The organism is Dechloromonas sp. HYN0024, from assembly GCF_003441615.1.
In the GTDB taxonomy this organism is placed as follows: domain Bacteria; phylum Pseudomonadota; class Gammaproteobacteria; order Burkholderiales; family Rhodocyclaceae; genus Azonexus.
The window spans coordinates 221,724-240,997 of sequence record NZ_CP031842.1 but is presented as its reverse complement, the minus strand read 5'-3'; the positions used below and the strand labels follow the sequence as shown (position 1 = coordinate 240,997).

Genomic DNA, 19,274 nt, shown 5'->3' with positions numbered 1-19,274 from the left:
ATCAGAACAGGGTTTCAGCCAGCGCAAACACCGAATCGCTGCCACCGGTAATTTCGGCAGCGTAGGCGGTGGCGAACGGCAGTTGGTGGGCGGCAAAGTAGGTCGCAGTAGCCAGCTTGGCCTTGTAGAAATCGTCAGTCGAGCCGTCGGCCAGATGCTTGACGGCAATCGCCGCCGACTTGGCCATCAGCCAGCCACCGACGACAATGCCGGTCTGCTTGAGGAAAGGCACGGACCCGGCGTGCACCGCCTGCGGGTTGCTTTCGTAATTGGCGATGATCCAGTCGGTCACTTTCTGCTGGGCGGCGATAGCGCTCTTCAGATTGGCCGAAATACCGGCCAGCTGGGCGTTCCCGGCAATCTCGTCGGCGGTTGCCGTCATTTCCGTAATCAGCGCCTGCATGGCCGCACCCGGCACCTTTTCGCGGGCCAGCTTGCGGCCGACCAGGTCATTGGCCTGAATGGCCGTGGTTCCTTCGTAGATCGTCGTGATGCGCGAGTCGCGGTAGTACTGGGCAGCGCCGGTTTCCTCGACGAAGCCGACGCCACCGAAGACCTGCAGCGCGGTCGACGACAGCTCGACGCCCTGCTCGGTGCTCCAGCCCTTGACCACCGGGGTGAGCAGATCGACGCGCGACTGGGCGGCGGCATCGCCGGCATGGGCGCGGTCGATGTTGGCGGCGGCGTAGTAGGCCAGTGTGCGCATGGCTTCAGTGCGCGACTTGATATCCATGAGCATGCGGCGGACATCCGGGTGATGCAGAATGGTCTTCTTCTCGTCCGACTTGTCGCCGATGATCTTGCCCTGAACGCGCTCACGGGCGTACCACAGGGCGTGCTGGTAGGCGCGTTCGGCGATGCCGACACCTTCCAGACCCACGTTGACGCGGGCGTGGTTCATCATCGTGAACATGTAGCCGATACCCTTGTTCTCGTCGCCGATCAGGTAGCCGACAGCCCCTTCGTTTTCGCCATAGGACATGACGGCGGTCGGGCTGCCGTGGATGCCGAGCTTGTGTTCGATCGAGGCGCAGATCAGGTCGTTACGCTTGCCGAGCGAACCGTCGGCATTGACCAGGAACTTTGGCACGAGGAAGAGCGAAATTCCCTTCAGTCCCGGCGGCGCATCCGGCAGGCGGGCCAGCACAAGGTGAATGATGTTCTCGGCAACATCATGCTCGCCCCAGGTGATGAAAATCTTGGTACCGCTGACCAGATAGGACCCATCGCCAACCGCCTTGGCCTTGCTGGAGATAGCGGCGAGATCGGAGCCGGCGTTCGGCTCGGTCAGGTTCATGGTGCCTGTCCACGTGCCTTCGATCATCTTCGGCAGGTAGATCTGCTTCAGTTCGTCGGAAGCGTGGTGGGCGATGGCTTCGATGGCACCACCGGTGAGCATGGGGCACAGGCCGAAGGCCATGTTGGCGCCCTTCCACATTTCATTGACAGCCATCGAGACGACAGCCGGCAAACCCTGGCCGCCATATTCCGGATCGAAAGGCATGGCGTTCCAGCCGGTTTCGGCGAACAGCTTGTAGGCTTCCTTGAACCCCGGCGCGGTGGTGACAACGCCATCCTTGCAGACGTGACCGACGCGATCACCGACGCTATTGATCGGGTCAAGCACGCCGGTGGCGAACTTCGAGGCTTCGTCGAGGATGGACTCGACGAGGTCGACGGAACATTCCTCGTTACCGGGCAAGGCGCAGATTTCTTCGAGGCCGGCCACTTCGTTGAGGACGAACTGCATGTCGCGAATCGGGGCGATATAGGTGCTCATGGATTACTCTCCGTAATACGTGTTTAGACGGCGGCGACGAGGGCCGGAATGGTTTCGAACAGATCCGCCACCAGCCCGTAATCGGCGACCTGGAAGATCGGTGCGTCGGGGTCCTTGTTGATGGCGACGATGACCTTCGACTCCTTCATGCCGGCCAGATGCTGGATGGCACCCGAGATACCGACGGCGATGTAGAGCTGCGGCGCGACGATCTTGCCGGTCTGGCCGACCTGATAATCGTTCGGCACGAAGCCGGCATCGACGGCGGCGCGGGAAGCACCAAGGGCGGCACCGAGCTTGTCGGCAAGCGGCTCAAGCAGGGCGTGATAGTTCTCGCCACTGCCCAGACCACGGCCACCGGAGACGATGATCTTGGCAGCGCCCAGTTCGGGACGCTCGGACTTGGTCAGTTCGCGGTGGGTCAGCGTGCTCTGTGCCGTATCAGCGGCCGCCGCGATGGCTTCGACCGGGGCGCTGTTGCCAGTGGCGACGGCATCGAAAGCGGTGGTCCGCACGGTGATGACCTTGACGCTGTCGGCGCTCTTCACCGTCGCCAGCGCATTGCCGGCGTAGATCGGACGAACGAAGGTGTCAGCCGATTCAACACCGGTGATTTCGGAAATCTGCGCGACGTCGAGCAGAGCGGCAACGCGCGGCAGGAGGTTCTTGCCGAAGGTGGTGGCCGGGGCCAGGATGTGGCTGTAGCCGGATGCGTTGGCGATGACCAGCGCCGTCAGATTCTCGGCGGTCTGGCTCTGGTAGTGGGCGGCGTCGGCCACTTTTACCTGGGTAACACCTTGCAGGCCGGCGGCGGCCTGGGCGGCAGCAGCGCAGTTGCTGCCAGCGACGAGGACGTGAATGTCGCCGCCAATCTTCTGGGCCGCAGCAACGGTATTGAGGGTGGCGGCCTTGAGGCTGGCGTGGTCGTGTTCGGCGATTACAAGAATAGTCATGATCAGATCACCTTGGCTTCGTTCTTGAGTTTGTTGACGAGTTCAGCGACATCGGCGACGCGGATGCCGGCACTGCGCTTGGCGGGTTCGGCGACCTTGAGGGTGCTCAGGCGCGGGGCGACATCGACACCGAGGTCAGCCGGCTTGACGGTGTCGAGCGGCTTCTTCTTGGCTTTCATGATGTTGGGCAGCGTGGCGTAACGCGGCTCGTTGAGGCGCAGGTCGGTGGACACCACTGCCGGCAGGGAGATTTCGAGGGTCTCGAGACCGCCGTCAATTTCGCGAGTAACGGCCGCCTTGCCGTTGGCGATGACGACCTTGGAGGCGAAGGTGGCTTGCGGCCAGTTCTGCAGGGCGGCGAGCATCTGGCCGGTCTGGTTGGCATCGTCGTCGATGGCCTGCTTGCCGCAGATGACGAGTTGCGGTTGTTCCTTGTCGCACAGGGCCTTCAACAGCTTGGCGACGGCCAGCGGCTGGAGATCGACATCGGTTTCAACGAGGATGCCACGGTCGGCACCAATCGCCATCGCCGTGCGCAGGGTTTCCTGGCAGGCGGCGACACCACACGAGACAGCAACGACTTCCGTCGCAATGCCGGCTTCCTTGAGGCGGACGGCTTCTTCAATGGCGATTTCATCGAAGGGGTTCATGCTCATCTTGACGTTGGCCAGATCAACACCAGTGCCATCGGCCTTGACGCGAACCTTGACGTTGTAATCAACCACACGTTTTACGGGTACGAGAATTTTCATGGGAATCTCCGCCTGTCGAGGCAAAAAGAAGCCCCACCGGCCAGTGACCGGGGGGCAAACGCAAGGATTACTCGATGGCGAGCGCCGAGTTGGCGTGCTGACGCAGGACGTACTTCTGGATCTTGCCGGTCGAGGTTTTGGGCAATTCGCCGAACACCACGGTCTTCGGCACCTTAAAACGGGCCAGATGGGCGCGGCAGTGTTCGATGATCTCGGCTTCGGTGCACTTGGCATCGACCTTCAGTTCAATGAAGGCAGCCGGCACTTCGCCCCACTTCTCGTCCGGCTTGGCGACCACGGCGGCAGCAATGACTGCCGGATGACGATAGAGGACATCCTCGACTTCCAGCGAGGAAATGTTCTCGCCGCCAGAGATGATGACGTCCTTGGAGCGATCCTTGATCTTGACGTAACCGTCGCTATGCACGACGGCCAGGTCGCCGGTATGGAACCAACCGCCGGCGAAGGCTTCTTCGGTTGCCTTCGGATTCTTCAGGTAACCCTTCATGACCAGGTTGCCGCGGAACATGATCTCGCCCATCGTTTCACCATCCCAGGGCACCGCTTCCATCGACACCGGGTCGAGCACGGCAATCGCTTCCTGCATGTGATAACGCACGCCCTGACGGCCGTTACGGGCGGCGCGCAGGTCGATCGGCAGCTTGTCCCATTCCGGGTGCTTGGCACAGACCGAGGCCGGTCCGTAGGTTTCGGTCAGACCATAAACGTGGGTAATGTTGAAACCCATCGTTTCGCAGCCTTCGATGATGGCAGCCGGAGGCGCGGCACCGGCGATCAGGCCATTAACCTGGTGCTCGATGCCTTCCTTGAGGGCAGCCGGGGCATTGATCATCATGCCGTACACAATCGGCGCACCGCACATGTGGCTGACCTTGTGCTCCTTGATCAAACCGAAGATCAGGGCCGGATCGACCTTGCGCAGGCAGACACTGGTACCGGCGTTGGCCGCCAGGGTCCACGGAAAGCACCAGCCGTTGCAATGGAACATCGGCAGGGTCCACAAATAGACCGAGTGCGGCGGCATGCCCCAGGAAATGATGTTGGAGGCCGAATTGAGGTAGGCGCCACGATGGTGGTAGACAACACCCTTGGGATTGCCGGTGGTGCCCGAGGTGTAGTTCAGGGCAATGGCATCCCACTCGTTTTCCGGCAGTAGCCAGGCGAAGTCGGGCTCGCCTTCGAGCAGGAAGTCTTCGTAGCTCTTTTCCCCGAGAGACTCGCCCTCGTGGTAATCCGGGTCAAGGCTGTCAATGACCAGCGGCTTCGGCCCGTCGAGCAATTCCAGCGCACCCTTGACGACCTTGGTGAATTCGGGATCGGTGATCAGCACCTTGGCTTCGCCATGGGCCAGCATGAAGGCGATGGCTTCGGCGTCGAGGCGGGTGTTCAGGGTATTGAGCACGGCACCGATCATCGGCACGCCGAAATGGCACTCGAACATCGAAGCAGTGTTGGGCAGCATGACGGCGACGGTATCGCCCTTGCCAATGCCGCGATTCTTCAGCGCCGAGGCGAGCTGGCGGCTACGGTCGTAGCTTTCCTTCCAGGTGTACTGGCGGTCGCCCTGAATGACCGAAATGCGTCTCGGGTAGACAAAAGCCGAGCGCTCGAGAAAGCTGAGCGGGGACAGCGGAACATAATTGGCCGGATTTTGCTCCAGCCCAACGGAATACGGGTTCACCACAGGTTATCTCCTCACGATTTCTTGCCGAGTGCTGTTCTCGTTGGCGCAAGTATTTTTTTATTGATCGAGAGGATGGCAAAACACTCTTGCGCAACTATTGGCAGAATGTAACGAATCGTTACATCACGAAATCCACCCTGTCCCGTGCACTAGAATCGACCGATGCTTGTGGAAACCCCCTCGTCTCCCCACCAACCCCCGCGCCATGAAATGCTGCAGGCCGGACTGGATTTGCTCGACCAGGGCATTACGGTTTTCGATGCCAACCTCTGTCTGGTCGCCTGGAACCGGACCTTTCTCAAGCTGCTCGAATTTCCCGATGAACTGGCTTATATCGGCGCGCCATTTGCCGGCTTCATTCGCCACAACGCCGAGCGCGGCGAATATGGCCCGGGCGACATCGAAGCCCAGATTGCCGAGCGGGTTGCCGCCGCCCGGAATTTCGCGCCACACGTCACCGAGCGCCAGCGTCCCAATGGCCGCGTCCTGCTCCTGCGCGGCGAGCCGCTGGCGCACAAGGGCTTCGTCACGCTCTACAGCGACGTCACCGAACAGCGCTATATCGAAAACCTGACGGAATACCAGAACATCCAGCTCGACGAACGGGTGCGCCGCCGCACCGCCCAGCTGGAAAACGCCAACGCCAACCTGCGCCGGGCCAGCGAGGAAAACGAACGGATCGCCGCCGCCCTGCGCCGCAGCGAAGAACGCTTGCGCCTGATCAACGACACCATTCCCATTCTGATCGGATATGTCGACCAGAACGAGGTCTACCAGTACGCCAACAAGGGCTATTCCGACTGGTACGGCCACCCGGAAGGCGGCGTTACCGGCCGCGCTGTGCTCGATGTCATCGGGCCACAGGTCTATAGCCAGGTGCGCGACCCGGTGCGGCGGGCACTAGCCGGCCAACAGGTCACTTACGAGTACCAGATGGAACGCCAGGGGCAGACCGTCTTCGCCCGCAGCACCCTGGTGCCGGAAATCACCACCGATGGAAGCAGTCTCGGATTTTTCGTCTTTTCGCACGAAATCACCGAGCAGAAACGCATGCAGGCCGCCCTCGTCCAGGCTCAGAAAATGGAAGCCATCGGCCAGCTGACTGGCGGCCTGGCACATGATTTCAACAATCTGCTAACGGTGATCATCGGCAACCTCGCCGCCCTTCAGGACCACCGCCCGGATGATTCGGCCGTCAACGAATTCGTTGAACCGGCCCTGCAATCAGCCCGCCGTGGTGTTCAGCTGATCAAGCGCCTGCTCACCTTCTCGCGGCAACAACCTCTCGAGCCGCAGGCCGTCGACATTGGGCAGCTCATCGTCAACCTGGGCAAACTGGTCCGCCGTTCGCTCCCCGAGACCATCGCCGTCTCCACCGATGTAGCAGGGACGACCGTGCATGCCCTGGTTGACCCCGGCCAGCTTGAAAGCGCACTGCTCAATTTCGCCCTCAACGCCCGCGACGCCATGCCGCAAGGCGGTCGCCTCCATATTGCTGCCCGCGCCGTCGAACTGTCCACCGATGCCGCCACCTTCGACGTCGGTCCTGGCCAGTACGCCCTGATCGAAGTTGCCGACAACGGCTGCGGCATGGACAGCAAGACCCTCTCCCGCGCCTGCGAACCCTTCTTCACGACCAAGCGACTCGGCCTCGGTAGCGGTCTCGGCCTGGCCATGGCCTACGGTTTCGCCAAGCAGTCCGGCGGTGGTATCTCGATCCAGAGCCAGCCGGAGCAGGGAACGACCGTCCTCATGGTGCTGCCGCTGACCACCCCGGAACCGGAGATCGATGCCCCCGGCGATGACGCCGCCCTTCCCAACGGAGGGGAACTGGTCCTGCTCGTTGAAGACGAACCCAACGTGCGACGGGTTGTCCGCCAGCAGTTGATCGACCTCGGCTATCCGGTCATCGAAGCAGAAGATGGTGTGCAGGCACTGGCCATGATCGAGCAGATTCCCGATATCGCCATTGTCGTCAGTGACGTCATCATGCCCGGCGGCATCGATGGACGCCAACTGGCCGACCAGGCGCTGATCATCCATCCCGCAATGCGCATCGTGCTGATGAGCGGCTATACCGACGAAGCCGAGGTTGGCAGCGACCTTCCCGTGCTCGCCAAACCTTTCGTCCGCCAGGACCTGGCCCGCGCCCTGCGCGCCGCCCATCGAGAAAAACCATGAAAGACAACGAACCCGCAAAATTGATCGCTATCGTTGAAGACGATCCGGACGTCGCCAAGATCATCGAACAGGTGCTCGCCGACTTCGGCTTCCGCACCGTCTGGTGCCGCAGTGCCGGCGATCTGCTGCGCCGCCTGCGCACACTCGCCCCGGACCTGTGCATCATCGACCTCGGCCTGCCGGACATGGACGGCATCGAGGCCATGCAGCGCGTGCGCGCCCAATCCGGCTGCGGCATCCTGATCCTGACCGGGCGAGCCCACGTCAGCGACCGGGTCATGGGCCTCGAACTCGGCGCCGACGACTACGTCCTCAAACCTTTCGAGCCGCGCGAACTGGTGGCCCGCGTACGCAGCATCGTGCGCCGGCGCGAAGGCGGCGAAACCCCGGCCCGCCAGATTGCGGAATTTTCCGGCTGGCGCTTCAATCTCGGCAATAACACGCTGACCGAACCGAGCGGCGAGGAGCACGCCCTGAGCACGGCAGAAGCCGACCTGCTGAAAGTCTTCGTCAACAATCCGAACCGCATCCTGCAACGCGAAAAACTGATGGGCACCCGCGATCTCGCACCAAATGATCGTGCCATCGACGTCCGCATCTCGCGCCTGCGCCGCAAGCTCGAACCGGACGCGCAAAGCCCGGCTTTCATCAAGACGGTGTATGGGGCCGGTTATCTGTTTCTGGCGACAGTTAACTGGTCAGGTGGGGCTAGCTAGACAGCCGCTTCGCATCGGAAGACACAAAGAAATGGGGCCCTGTGGCCCCATTTCCCTATTCGCCTTTCCGGCTCATCCCGGGAAAGCAAATGGCCGAACGCCAGACTCACTCATCGTCATCATGCAACTGGAACCGGCTTGCCAGTTGCTGCTGCACATTTGGCGGGACGGCGGCGTAGCGCGAGAACTCAATGGTGTAGCTGCCCTGGCCGCCGGTCAGCGACTTGAGACGTGACTGATAGTCGTTGAGTTCAGCCAGCGGCACTTCGCCAGTGATCGCTGCCATGCCGTGACCACGCCCGTCGGTGCCGGTAATGTGGCCGCGGCGGCCAGACAGGTCACCAGTGAGGTCACCAATGGCCGTTTCCGGCACGATGATCTCGATGTTCACAATCGGTTCCAGGACGATCGGTTTGGCACCGCGTATCGCTTCGATGACAGCCTTGCGCCCGGCGATGGTAAAGGCCACTTCCTTGCCATCGACAGCGTGCGTTTTGCCGTCGAAAACGGTGACTTTCAGGTCATCGACGGCATGACCGGCAACGACGCCGCCTTCCAGGCCCTGGCGGATACCCTTTTCAACAGCCGCCATAAAGACGCCGGGAATAACCCCACCCTTGACCGCGTCGACGAATTCGAAGCCTTCGCCGCGTCCTTTCGGCTCGATGCGCAGATGCACTTCGCCGAACTGGCCGGCACCACCCGACTGCTTCTTGTGCCGGTACATGGCTTCCGCCGAGCCGGTGATCGTTTCGCAGTAGGGAATGCGCGGCGGTTTGGTATCGACTTCGAGCTTGTACTGGCCGGCCATGCGGGCCAGCTTGGCCTTGAGGTGAATTTCGCCGAGACCGCGAACAACCGTTTCATTGCTTGTCGGATGACGCTCGATGACGAAGGTCGGATCTTCCATGGCCAGCTTGCCGAGAATGTCGAAAAGGCGCTGCTCGTCGCCCTTTTTCTTGGTTTCGACAGCCAGACCGGCCATCGGCTTGGGAAATTCGAGCGGCACCAGGTGGATGTGATCTTCGTCATGCGAATCGTGCAGGACGCAGTCAAAGTCGATTTCGTCGATCTTGGCGATGGCGCCAATATCCCCCGGCAGGAGTTCATCGACTTCGATACTGTCCTTGCCCTGCAACTGGTACAGGTGTCCGACCTTGATCGGCCGCTTGCTGTCGCCGACGAACAGTTGCATGTCTTTCTTCATCGTCCCCTGATGGACACGGAAGACGCCGATCTTGCCCATGTAGGGATCGGCCACCACCTTGAAAACGTGGGCCAGCACGTGTTTGGTGGCATCCGGCACAGCCTGGAACGGCTCGGTCTTGTCGCCCGGCTCACCCTTGTAGAAGGGCGGCGGGTTGCCCTCAGCCGGGTTCGGGGCCAGAGCGGCCAGCACATGCAGCAATTCCTTGATGCCGGCACCGGTCTTGGCCGAGGTAAACAGGATGGGAATCAGGTGGCCCTGGCGCAGCGCCTTTTCGAACGGGGCATGCAGGGCGGCCGCCGTCGGGTCGGCTCCATCCTCAAGGTACTGGGCCAACAGGTCTTCGTCCTCTTCGACGATCTGATCGATCAGCGCCCGGTGAGCCGCCGCTACCGATTCAAAATCGGCATCGCCGGCCTGATGTTCAAGCACTTCGACGACATCGGCAGCACCATGCGCCGGCAGGTCGAGCAGCATGCACTGCTTGCCGAAGCGTTCGCGAATATCGGCGACCAGGCCGGGCAGATCGAGGTTTTCGGCATCAATCTTGTTGATCACGATCATCCGGCACAACTGGCGATCAGCGGCATAGCACATCATGCGCTCGGTCATCAGTTCGACGCCAGTCTGGGCATTGATCACGATCAGAGCGGTATCGACCCCGGCCAGCGCAGCAATCGCCTGGCCCGAGAAATCCGGGTAGCCCGGCGTGTCGATAAGGTGAACATGGGTGTTTTCAACGCCAAAATTGACGACCGCAGACGTCAGGGAGTGGCCCGCCTCTTTTTCCTGGCTATCGAAGTCGGCGACCGTATTGCCCTTGTCGACGCTGCCCTGGGCATTGATGGTGCCGGTGGCAAAGAGCAGGGCCTCGGCCAGACTGGTCTTGCCGGCAGCACCATGGCCAACCAGCGCTACAGAACGAAGAGCCTCGGTGGTGTACTTGGACATCTTTTTCTCCCTAAGCAATAAATCAGCAGTGAATCAACGTGTTTTTTGATCTGCCTCGATCATTTCCGCGACAATTTTTTCGGCAAAGTGCGGCCCCAGGCCGATGATCAGTCCGGTCGCCACGGCCACCAGTGCGACACCAGCGATCAATTGGATGGCAGCCCGCCGGAACGCCGGACCGCGACTCAGCGCAAACCAGACCGGACCGATGACCGGCAGGAACAATACCGGCAACCCCGTTTTCCAGCCGAAGCTGAAGGCTGCCGGAACGGTGCCGATATAGCCGATGAGCAGCAAAAGGCCACCGCCGGCCAGAGACAAGGTCGACACCAGCGCAAACGCCATGAATCCCCAATCCATTATTTGGTCACTTTCTTCGGGCGTTCCCAGCCCGACAAGGTCATCTGTTTGGCCCGCGACACGGTCAGTGCATCAGGCGGGGCATTCTTGGTCAAGGTCGTGCCGGCTCCCAGTGTGGCCCCACGACCAACGGTGACCGGGGCGACCAGTTGCGTATCCGAGCCGATGAAAACGTCGTCTTCGATGATGGTCTTGAACTTGTTGGCCCCGTCGTAGTTGCAGGTGATCGTACCGGCACCGACATTGACGCGCTGGCCGATCTCGGCATCGCCGATGTAGGCCAGATGATTGGCCTTCGACTGGGCGCCGATGACGCTCTTCTTGACCTCGACGAAGTTGCCGATATGGACTTCCGGCCCAAGCTCGGTCCCCGGACGCAGTCGGGCGTAGGGGCCAAGCACCCCATCCGGACCGATAACCGCATCCTCGAAATGGCAAAAAGCAGCGATGCGCGTACCGGCACCGACTTTGACGTTCTTCAGCACGCAATAGGGGCCGACATCGACGGCATCGGCCAGTTCAACCCTGCCCTCGAAGACGCAGCCGACATCGATCGATACATCGCGGCCATGGGTCAAAGTGCCCCGGATATCGATACGCGCCGGATCGGCCAGCCTTACCCCGGCAACCAGTAACTCGTCGGCCAGATTGCGCTGGTGCTGGCGCTCCAGTTCGGCCAGCTGCACCTTGCTATTGACGCCGAGAACCTCCCATTCGCCTTCCGGCTGGGCCGAACGTACCGGCAGGCCTTCAGCAACGGCCAGCGCCACGATGTCGGTCAGGTAGTACTCGCCCTGGGCGTTGTTGTTCTTGAGCTTGCCCAGCCAGTCGGCCAGTCGTGCGGTGGGCATCGCCATGATGCCGGTGTTGACCTCACGGATTGCCTTGTCCTCGGGCGTCGCATCCTTTTCCTCGACAATACGTACAATATCTCCGGCAGCATTTCGCACCATGCGCCCATAGCCGGTGGGGTTGGCAAGGTCGACGGTAAGGATGGCCAGACCGTCCTTGCCTGCCTGCAACAGGCGCTTCAGCGTGGCTACCGAGGTCAGGGGAACATCGCCGTAAAGGACCAGTGTCTGGGCGGCTTGACCCAGTTGCGATACGGCCTGGGCGACCGCGTGGCCGGTACCCAGTTGCTGGGCCTGCTCAGCCCACAGGATATCGTCGGCAGCAAGCGTGGCGCGAACCACTTCACCACCATGGCCGTACACCACGATCAACTTCTCGGGCGCAAGAAGGCGAGCCGTATCGATCACATGCTGGGCCAGTGGTTTGCCGGCTATCGGGTGCAGGACCTTGGGCAGGTTGGAATGCATGCGCTTGCCCTGGCCGGCAGCGAGTATGACGATATTCATTATGGGCAGAATCTTGTGCAGTTGGGTAAGCTGCATTTTCACATGATAGTCACACACTGTCGAAGCCGGCGCAGCATTTGCTGGGGTCGACTTTTGATCCAGCGCAAATCCCGTCAAGAAAACAAAAGCCCCGCCGGCTTTTCAGATGGCGGGGCAGGTCTCGATTGCGTGATGCAAGCCGGACGGTCAGGCGCTTTTTTTCACGCCCTCGCCGCTCATGATGTCGCCGAGCACAGATTTGCCTCGGGCCGAAACAAACCAGTGCAGGACGTTCTTGTCGTTAATCCGGGTCTCGATGACACCCATGGTCTTCAAGACTGTCAGGCGCTGACTGACAAAATCGCGCTCCAACCCGGTACTGTCACAAATGGCGGCAAGATTTCCATAGACAAAGCCACCTTCGGACAAGGCCCGCAGGATTTCAACATCGTTGTAGGAGAGTGCATCCCGAGGATCCGGCTCGACCGGTTTCCGGACTTCCTGATCGGCCTTGGCGATGAGTACGGCGGGCTTTTCCTGCTTTTTCTGTTCGATGCGACCGACCTCACGCCGGAGCTGATCGATCTGCGCCATCAGTCGCTGCGCCATGTTTTCAAAAAACCGCCGGGAAGCGACCACATAGATCAGGCAGAACCCTGAAAACACGTACAGGTCGAGCGGCTTGGTTCGCGCCCCCTCAAGCAGGGTACTCGACAGCATGTTGAGAAACAGCGGCACGGTCAGGGCGGCGACGACACCGAATACCGGATATTTGAGCCAGTCCTGCCCACCCTGGTCGACGCGGCGTTCAGACAGGAAGTAATTGGCCGCCCCGCCAAGAATCCCGGCCAACACCATGATGCCCAGAATCAGCAGCATGTGTCCGTCGAGTGCGCCACTTGGCATGGTCACCTGCAAAGCAGGCTGAAGTTCAGCTGACATGGTTTCCCCCTTGAAATCAGCAGGCACGCTGCCACGACATGCCGGCCTGTATTGCCACCATAATGCCCTATGTCGCTAAAGGCCAGAAGTCCCGCCAAAAAAACAAAAGCCCCGCCGGCTTTTCAGACAGCGGGGCTCTTCTTGCAACGGTATTGACTTAGCGTGGCAGCGTCGTCGCGCCCATCAGGAAAAGATCAACTTCACGCGCCGCCTGACGACCCTCGCGGATCGCCCAGACGACCAGCGACTGGCCACGACGCACGTCACCGGCGGCATAGACCTTGGCGACATTGGTCTTGTAGCAGCCGGCCTCGTCGGTCGTCGCCTTGGCATTCTGGCGTGCATCCTTCTCGACGCCAAAGGCGTCCAGCAATCCACCCACCGGATTGGTGAAACCCATGGCCAGGAAGGCGTTATCGCACGGCAGTTCGAATTCCGAACCGGCAACTTCGCTCATCTTGCCGTCCTTCCAGTCGAGACGGACAGCCTTGAGCGCCTTGACGCTGCCCTTGCCATCATCGACGAAACCCTTGGTGGCAACGGCGAAATCGCGCGTGCAGCCTTCATCGTGCGAGGAAGAAGTGCGCAGCTTGTACGGCCAGTACGGCCAGGTCAGCTCCTTGTTTTCCTCTTCCGGCGGCATCGGCATCAGTTCGAACTGGGTGACCGAGGCGGCGCCATGGCGATTCGAGGTGCCGACGCAGTCGGAACCGGTATCGCCGCCGCCAATGACGATGACGTGCTTGCCTTTGACGTTGATCGGGTTGGCCTTGCCCTGCTGGACTTCCTTGTTCTGCGGAATGAGGAATTCGAGCGCGGCGTAGATGCCCTTCAGTTCGCGGCCCGGCACCGGCAGATCGCGCGGCACTTCGGAACCGGCGGCGAGGATGACGGCATCGAAATCGGCTTTCAGCTGGTCAGCCGAAATCACCGTCGTCGCATCGTTGTTGATGCCGGCCGGCAGGTTCTTGTCACCGATCAGGACCTTGGTCTTGAAGGTGACGCCTTCGGCTTCCATCTGGGCGACGCGACGGTCGACCAGGGTCTTTTCCATCTTGAAGTCGGGGATGCCATAGGCGAGCAGGCCGCCGAGACGATCGCTCTTCTCGAATACGGTGACGTCGTGACCAACCCGCGCCAACTGCTGGGCAGCGGCCAGACCGGCCGGGCCGGAACCGACGATGGCGACCTTCTTGCCGGTCTTGCTCTTCGGCGGCTGCGGCACAACCCAGCCCATTTCCCAGCCCTTGTCGATGATCGCATGCTCGATCGACTTGATGCCCACCGGCGCCGCGTTGATGCCGAGCGTACAGGCGGCTTCGCAGGGGGCCGGACAGATGCGGCCGGTGAAGTCAGGGAAGTTGTTGGTGGAATGCAGCACTTCCAGCGCCTGCTTCCAGTTGCCACGGTAAACCAGGTCATTCCAGTCCGGAATGATGTTGTTCACCGGGCAGCCGTTGTTGCAGAACGGAATGCCGCAATCCATGCAGCGGGCGCCCTGTGTCTTGGCGTCCTCGTCGTTCAGGGTATGAACGAATTCCTTGTAGTGCTTGAGGCGCTGTTCAACCGGGTCATACGACTCGGAGAGACGCTCGAACTCCATGAAACCAGTCGGCTTGCCCATTATGCGGCCTCCTTCTGTGCGGCAGCCATCTCGGTGAGGGCGCGCTTGTACTCGTGCGGGTAGATTTTGACGAACTTCTCGCGGTAGGCATCCCAGTTGCCGAGGATGTTCTTGGCGGTCTCGCTGCCGGTGTATTCGGCGTGACGGGTGATCAGCTCTTTGAGCTGGGTTTCGTCGGCAATGCCGAGGTGCAGTGGCTCGCCGGCGGCATGACGCGAGGCCGGGAGGACCTTCTCAAGGGCTACCTGGGCGAGGTTGCAGCGATGCTTAAAGCTGCCGTCCTCGTCGAGCACGTAGGCAATGCCGCCCGACATGCCGGCTGCGAAGTTGCGCCCGGTCATACCGAGAACAACGACGGTGCCACCGGTCATGTATTCGCAACCGTGGTCACCTACGCCTTCAACCACGGCCGTGCCACCCGAGTTACGAACACAGAAGCGTTCGCCGCCGACGCCGGCGAGGAAGGCCTCGCCTTCGGTCGCGCCGTACATCACGGTGTTGCCGCAGATGATGTTCTGCTGCGTGTCACCACGGAAGTCCGGGCTCGGCTTGATGATCAGGCGACCGCCCGACAAGCCCTTGCCGACGTAGTCGTTACCTTCACCTGTCAGTTCCAGGGTCACGCCCTTGGCCAGGAAGGCGCCGAAAGCCTGGCCGGCGGTGCCGGTCAGCTTGACGTGGATGGTGTCGTCCGGCAGGCCGGCCTGACCGTAGCGGCGGGCCACTTCGCCCGAGAGCATGGTGCCGCAGGTGCGGTTGACGTTGATGATGGTCGTTTCGATCTGGACCTTCTGGCCCTTTTCGAGGGCCGGCTTGGCCTGGGCGATCAGCTTGTGGTCGAGCGCCTTTTCGAGACCATGATCCTGCGTTTCCGTATGCAGACGCGGCACGTCGGCCGGGACGTTCGGCTGGAAGAAGATCTTCGAGAAATCCAGACCCTTGGCCTTCCAGTGTTCGATACCGGCGCGCATGTCGAGCAGGTCGGCGCGGCCGACGAGGTCGTCGAACTTGCGGATACCGAGCTGGGCCATGATTTCGCGGACTTCTTCGGCAATGAAGAAGAAGAAATTGACGACATGCTCAGGCTGGCCGGAGAAACGCTTGCGCAGTTCCGGATCTTGCGTCGCAACGCCGACCGGGCAGGTATTCAGATGGCACTTGCGCATCATGATGCAGCCTTCGACAACCAGCGGAGCGGTGGCGAAACCGAATTCGTCGGCACCCAGCAGGGCACCGATGACAACGTCGCGACCGGTCTTCATCTGACCATCGACCTGGACGCGAATACGCGAACGCAGGCGGTTTAGAACCAGGGTCTGCTGGGTCTCGGAGAGGCCGAGTTCCCACGGCGTACCGGCATGCTTGATCGAGGATTGCGGCGACGCGCCGGTACCACCGTCAAAACCGGCGATGACGAGGTGATCGGCCTTGGCCTTGGCGACACCGGCAGCAACCGTGCCGACACCAACTTCGGACACCAGCTTGACCGAGATGGATGCCTTGGAATTGGCGTTCTTCAGGTCGTGAATGAGCTGAGCCAAGTCTTCAATCGAGTAGATGTCGTGGTGCGGCGGCGGCGAAATGAGGCCGACACCCGGCACCGAGTGACGCAGGAAACCGATGTATTCGGAAACCTTGTGACCCGGCAACTGGCCGCCTTCACCCGGCTTGGCACCTTGTGCCATCTTGATCTGGATCTGGTCGGCATTGACCAGGTATTCGGTGGTCACACCAAAGCGGCCGGAGGCGACCTGCTTGATGGCGGAACGCAGCGAATCGCCTTCCTGGAAGGTGTAGTCGCGTTCGATGCGCGAGGCACCGACCACTTCCGAGAGCTTCTGACCAGCCTTCAGGGGCACGAAACGCTTGGCATCCTCACCGCCTTCTCCGGTATTCGACTTGCCGCCGATCCGGTTCATGGCGATGGCCAGCGTGGTGTGCGCTTCGGTCGAGATGGAGCCGAGCGACATGGCACCGGTAGCGAAACGCTTGACGATTTCCTTGGCGGATTCGACTTCGTCCAGCGGCACCGGGGTGCCCGTTGGCTTGAATTCGAAGAGGCCACGCAGGGTCAGGTGACGCTTGGTCTGATCGTTGATCAGCTTGGCGTATTCCTTGTAAGTCTCGTACTTGCCCGAGCGCGTCGAGTGCTGCAGCTTGGCAATCGAGTCGGGCGTCCACATGTGCTCTTCGCCACGCGTGCGGTAGGCGTATTCGCCGCCGGCATCAAGCATGGTGGCGAGCACCGGATCGCTGGAGAAAGCTTCGTCATGCAGACGGATGGCTTCCTCGGCGACTTCGAACACGCCAATGCCTTCGACGTTGGAGGGCGTGCCGGTGAAGTACTTCTCGACAAATTCCTTTTGCAGGCCGATGGCTTCGAAAATCTGCGCGCCGGTGTAGGACATGTAGGTCGAGATGCCCATCTTGGACATCACCTTCATGAGACCCTTGCCGATGGCCTTGACGTAGTTCTTGGCGTACTTCTCGGCCTTTTCCTCGTCACCCTTGGCGAAACCGGAGATGGTTTCGAGGGCAACGTAGGGGTGCACAGCTTCCGCACCGTAACCACCGAGCAGCGCGAAGTGATGCGTCTCGCGAGCCGAACCGGTTTCGACCACCAGACCGGCGCTGGTGCGCAGGCCCTTCTTGACGAGGTGCTGGTGGATGGCCGAGGTGGCGAGCAGGGCCGGAATGGCGACATGCTCGGCATCGATCTTGCGGTCGGAGACGATCAGGATGTTGGCGCCCGAACGCACCGCATCTTCCGCATCAGCGGCCAGCGAAGCGAGACGCGCCTCGATACCGTCCTTGCCCCAGGCGACCGGGTAGCAAATATCCAGTTCAAAGGACTGGAACTTGTTGGACGTGTATTTCTCGATATTGCGCAGCTTTTCCATGTCGTCGAAGGACAGCACGGGTTGCGCCACTTCGAGACGGATCGGCGGATTGATGTCGTTGGTGTTGAGCAGGTTCGGCTTCGGCCCGATGAAGGAGACCAGCGACATGACCAGTTCCTCGCGGATCGGGTCGATCGGCGGGTTGGTGACCTGGGCGAACAACTGCTTGAAGTAGGTGTAGAGCGTCTTGTTCTTGGCCGACAGGACCGGCAGGGCGGAATCCGTACCCATCGACCCGGTGGCTTCTTCGCCGTTCAGAACCATCGGTTCCAGAATGATCTTGACGTCTTCCTGGGTGTAGCCAAAAGCCTGCTGGCGATCGAGCAACGAAGCAGCCGGGGCCGAGCACTTCTCGTTCGGCGCTTCGACTTCGTCGAGCTTGATGCGGATCTTGTCGATCCATTCGCGGTACGGCTTGGCGTTGGCCAGGGAGTTTTTCAGCTCCTGGTCGTCGATGATGCGGCCCTGCTCCATGTCGATCAGGAACATCTTGCCCGGCTGCAGACGCCATTTCTTGACGATCTTCTTTTCCGGAATGGGCAGCACGCCGGATTCGGAGGCCATGACCACGAGGTCGTCATCGGTGACGAGATAGCGGGCCGGACGCAGACCGTTACGGTCGAGCGTCGCGCCGATCTGGCGACCATCGGTGAAGGCGACGGCGGCGGGGCCGTCCCACGGCTCCATCATGGCGGCGTGGTATTCGTAGAAGGCGCGACGGTTCTCGTCCATCTGCGAATGCTTTTCCCAGGCTTCCGGGATCATCAGCATGACGGCCTGGGCCAGCGAGTAGCCGCCGCCCATGACGAGGAGTTCGAGCGCATTGTCGAAGGAGGCCGAGTCAGACTGACCGGGGTAATGCAGGGGCCAGACCTTCTTCAGGTCATCGCCGAGAATCGGCGAGGAAATCGCCTGTTCGCGTGCCTTGAACCAGTTGACGTTGCCGCGCACGGTGTTGATTTCACCGTTGTGGGCGATGTAACGGAAAGGATGGGCGAGATCCCAGGTCGGGAAGGTGTTGGTCGAGAAACGCTGGTGTACGAGGGCGAGCGCCGAGACGGTACGCTTGTCCTGAAGGTCGAGGTAGTAAACGCCGACCTGGTCGGCCAGCAGCAGACCCTTGTAGTTGACCGTGCGGGCCGAGAAGGACGGTACGTAGAATTCCTGACCGTGCTTGAGCTTGAGCGACTTGATCGCATTGGCGGCGCGGCGGCGGATGATGTAGAGCTTGCGCTCGAGGGCATCGGTGACGAAGACATCGGGACCACGGCCGACGAAAACCTGGCGGATCACCGGCTCCTTGGCGCGCACGGTCGGCGACATCGGCATGTCGCGATTGACCGGCACGTCGCGCCAGCCGAGAACAACCTGGCCTTCGCCGATAATCGAACGCTCGATTTCTTCCATACAGGCGTGGCGCGAAGCGGCCTCCTGGGGCAGGAAGACCATGCCGACACCGTACTCGCCGGCGGGCGGCAGTTCGACGTTCTGGCGGGCCATTTCTTCGCGATAGAACTGGTCCGGAATCTGGATCAGGATACCCGCGCCGTCACCCTGCAGGGGATCGGCACCGACGGCACCGCGGTGATCGATGTTCTTCAGGATCTGCAAACCCTGTTCGACGATGGCATGATTTTTAAGACCTTTGACATGGGCGACAAAGCCCACGCCGCAAGCATCGTGCTCGTTGGCGGGGTCGTACAGACCCTGCCGCTCAGGTACTCCCGGTTCCATCACACGCATTCCTTCGAATAACTTGGCCGATGACCATGGCCAATGTTGAAAAACAGCCGAGCAGCATATTTTCTGCTTCAGCCTATAGGAAAATTAGAGGCAACCATCAAATATACTGGCAAACCCCTGTCA

The 19,274-nt window shown here is 61.0% G+C and carries 12 protein-coding genes; 2 read left to right on the top strand and 10 right to left on the bottom strand.

Annotated elements, in window-relative coordinates; genetic code table 11:
- Position 1: 1 nt before the first annotated feature.
- From HYN24_RS01155 to HYN24_RS01140, 4 genes are all read right to left on the bottom strand, one after another.
- On the bottom strand, positions 2-1,780 hold the full coding sequence (locus HYN24_RS01155) for an acyl-CoA dehydrogenase (protein WP_117607573.1): 1,779 nt from the start codon (positions 1,778-1,780) through the stop codon (positions 2-4).
- A 23-nt stretch (positions 1,781-1,803) separates the two neighbouring features.
- Positions 1,804-2,733, bottom strand: coding sequence for an electron transfer flavoprotein subunit alpha/FixB family protein (locus tag HYN24_RS01150; protein WP_117607572.1), 930 nt, complete (start codon positions 2,731-2,733; stop codon positions 1,804-1,806).
- A gap of 2 nt (positions 2,734-2,735) precedes the next feature.
- Positions 2,736-3,485: an electron transfer flavoprotein subunit beta/FixA family protein gene (locus HYN24_RS01145; protein WP_117607571.1), complete on the bottom strand. Its 750-nt coding sequence runs from the start codon at positions 3,483-3,485 to the stop codon at positions 2,736-2,738.
- Between the two features lie 67 nt (positions 3,486-3,552).
- Complete coding sequence (locus tag HYN24_RS01140) at positions 3,553-5,190, bottom strand: acyl-CoA synthetase (protein ID WP_117607570.1); 1,638 nt, start codon at positions 5,188-5,190, stop codon at positions 3,553-3,555.
- 162 nt (positions 5,191-5,352) lie between these two features.
- Between HYN24_RS01140 and HYN24_RS01135 the strand changes: the two genes are divergently transcribed.
- Together HYN24_RS01135 and HYN24_RS01130 are read left to right on the top strand one after the other, a co-directional pair.
- Positions 5,353-7,371: a PAS-domain containing protein gene (locus HYN24_RS01135; protein WP_117607569.1), complete on the top strand. Its 2,019-nt coding sequence runs from the start codon at positions 5,353-5,355 to the stop codon at positions 7,369-7,371.
- Complete coding sequence (locus tag HYN24_RS01130) at positions 7,368-8,087, top strand: response regulator transcription factor (RefSeq protein WP_117607568.1); 720 nt, start codon at positions 7,368-7,370, stop codon at positions 8,085-8,087. Before HYN24_RS01135 ends, HYN24_RS01130 begins: the two co-directional genes overlap by 4 nt.
- Positions 8,088-8,193: 106 nt before the next feature.
- Here HYN24_RS01130 and fusA read toward each other — a convergent pair whose 3' ends face one another.
- The 6 genes from fusA to gltB all read right to left on the bottom strand — a co-directional run bounded on the left by fusA (position 8,194) and on the right by gltB (position 19,142).
- Positions 8,194-10,245 carry an elongation factor G gene (fusA, locus tag HYN24_RS01125; protein WP_117607567.1) on the bottom strand — a complete coding sequence of 684 codons (2,052 nt, stop codon included), beginning with the start codon at positions 10,243-10,245 and terminating at the stop codon, positions 8,194-8,196.
- Positions 10,246-10,278: 33 nt separating this feature from the next.
- Positions 10,279-10,590, bottom strand: coding sequence for a hypothetical protein (locus HYN24_RS01120; protein ID WP_117607566.1), 312 nt, complete (start codon positions 10,588-10,590; stop codon positions 10,279-10,281).
- A 14-nt stretch (positions 10,591-10,604) separates the two neighbouring features.
- Positions 10,605-11,963, bottom strand: a complete 1,359-nt coding sequence (glmU, locus tag HYN24_RS01115) for a bifunctional UDP-N-acetylglucosamine diphosphorylase/glucosamine-1-phosphate N-acetyltransferase GlmU (protein WP_117610157.1) — start codon at positions 11,961-11,963, stop codon at positions 10,605-10,607.
- Between the two features lie 186 nt (positions 11,964-12,149).
- The gene (locus HYN24_RS01110; RefSeq protein WP_117607565.1) at positions 12,150-12,884 is read right to left on the bottom strand and encodes a YEATS-associated helix-containing protein; all 735 of its coding nucleotides are present in this window, start codon (positions 12,882-12,884) and stop codon (positions 12,150-12,152) included.
- Positions 12,885-13,041: 157 nt separating this feature from the next.
- Positions 13,042-14,508 (bottom strand): glutamate synthase subunit beta, encoded by a 1,467-nt coding sequence (locus HYN24_RS01105; RefSeq protein ID WP_117607564.1) that lies wholly within the window; start codon positions 14,506-14,508, stop codon positions 13,042-13,044.
- Positions 14,508-19,142, bottom strand: coding sequence for a glutamate synthase large subunit (gene gltB / locus HYN24_RS01100; RefSeq protein WP_117610156.1), 4,635 nt, complete (start codon positions 19,140-19,142; stop codon positions 14,508-14,510). The genes HYN24_RS01105 and gltB overlap by 1 nt, the downstream gene beginning before the upstream one ends.
- Between the last annotated feature and the right edge of the window lie 132 nt (positions 19,143-19,274).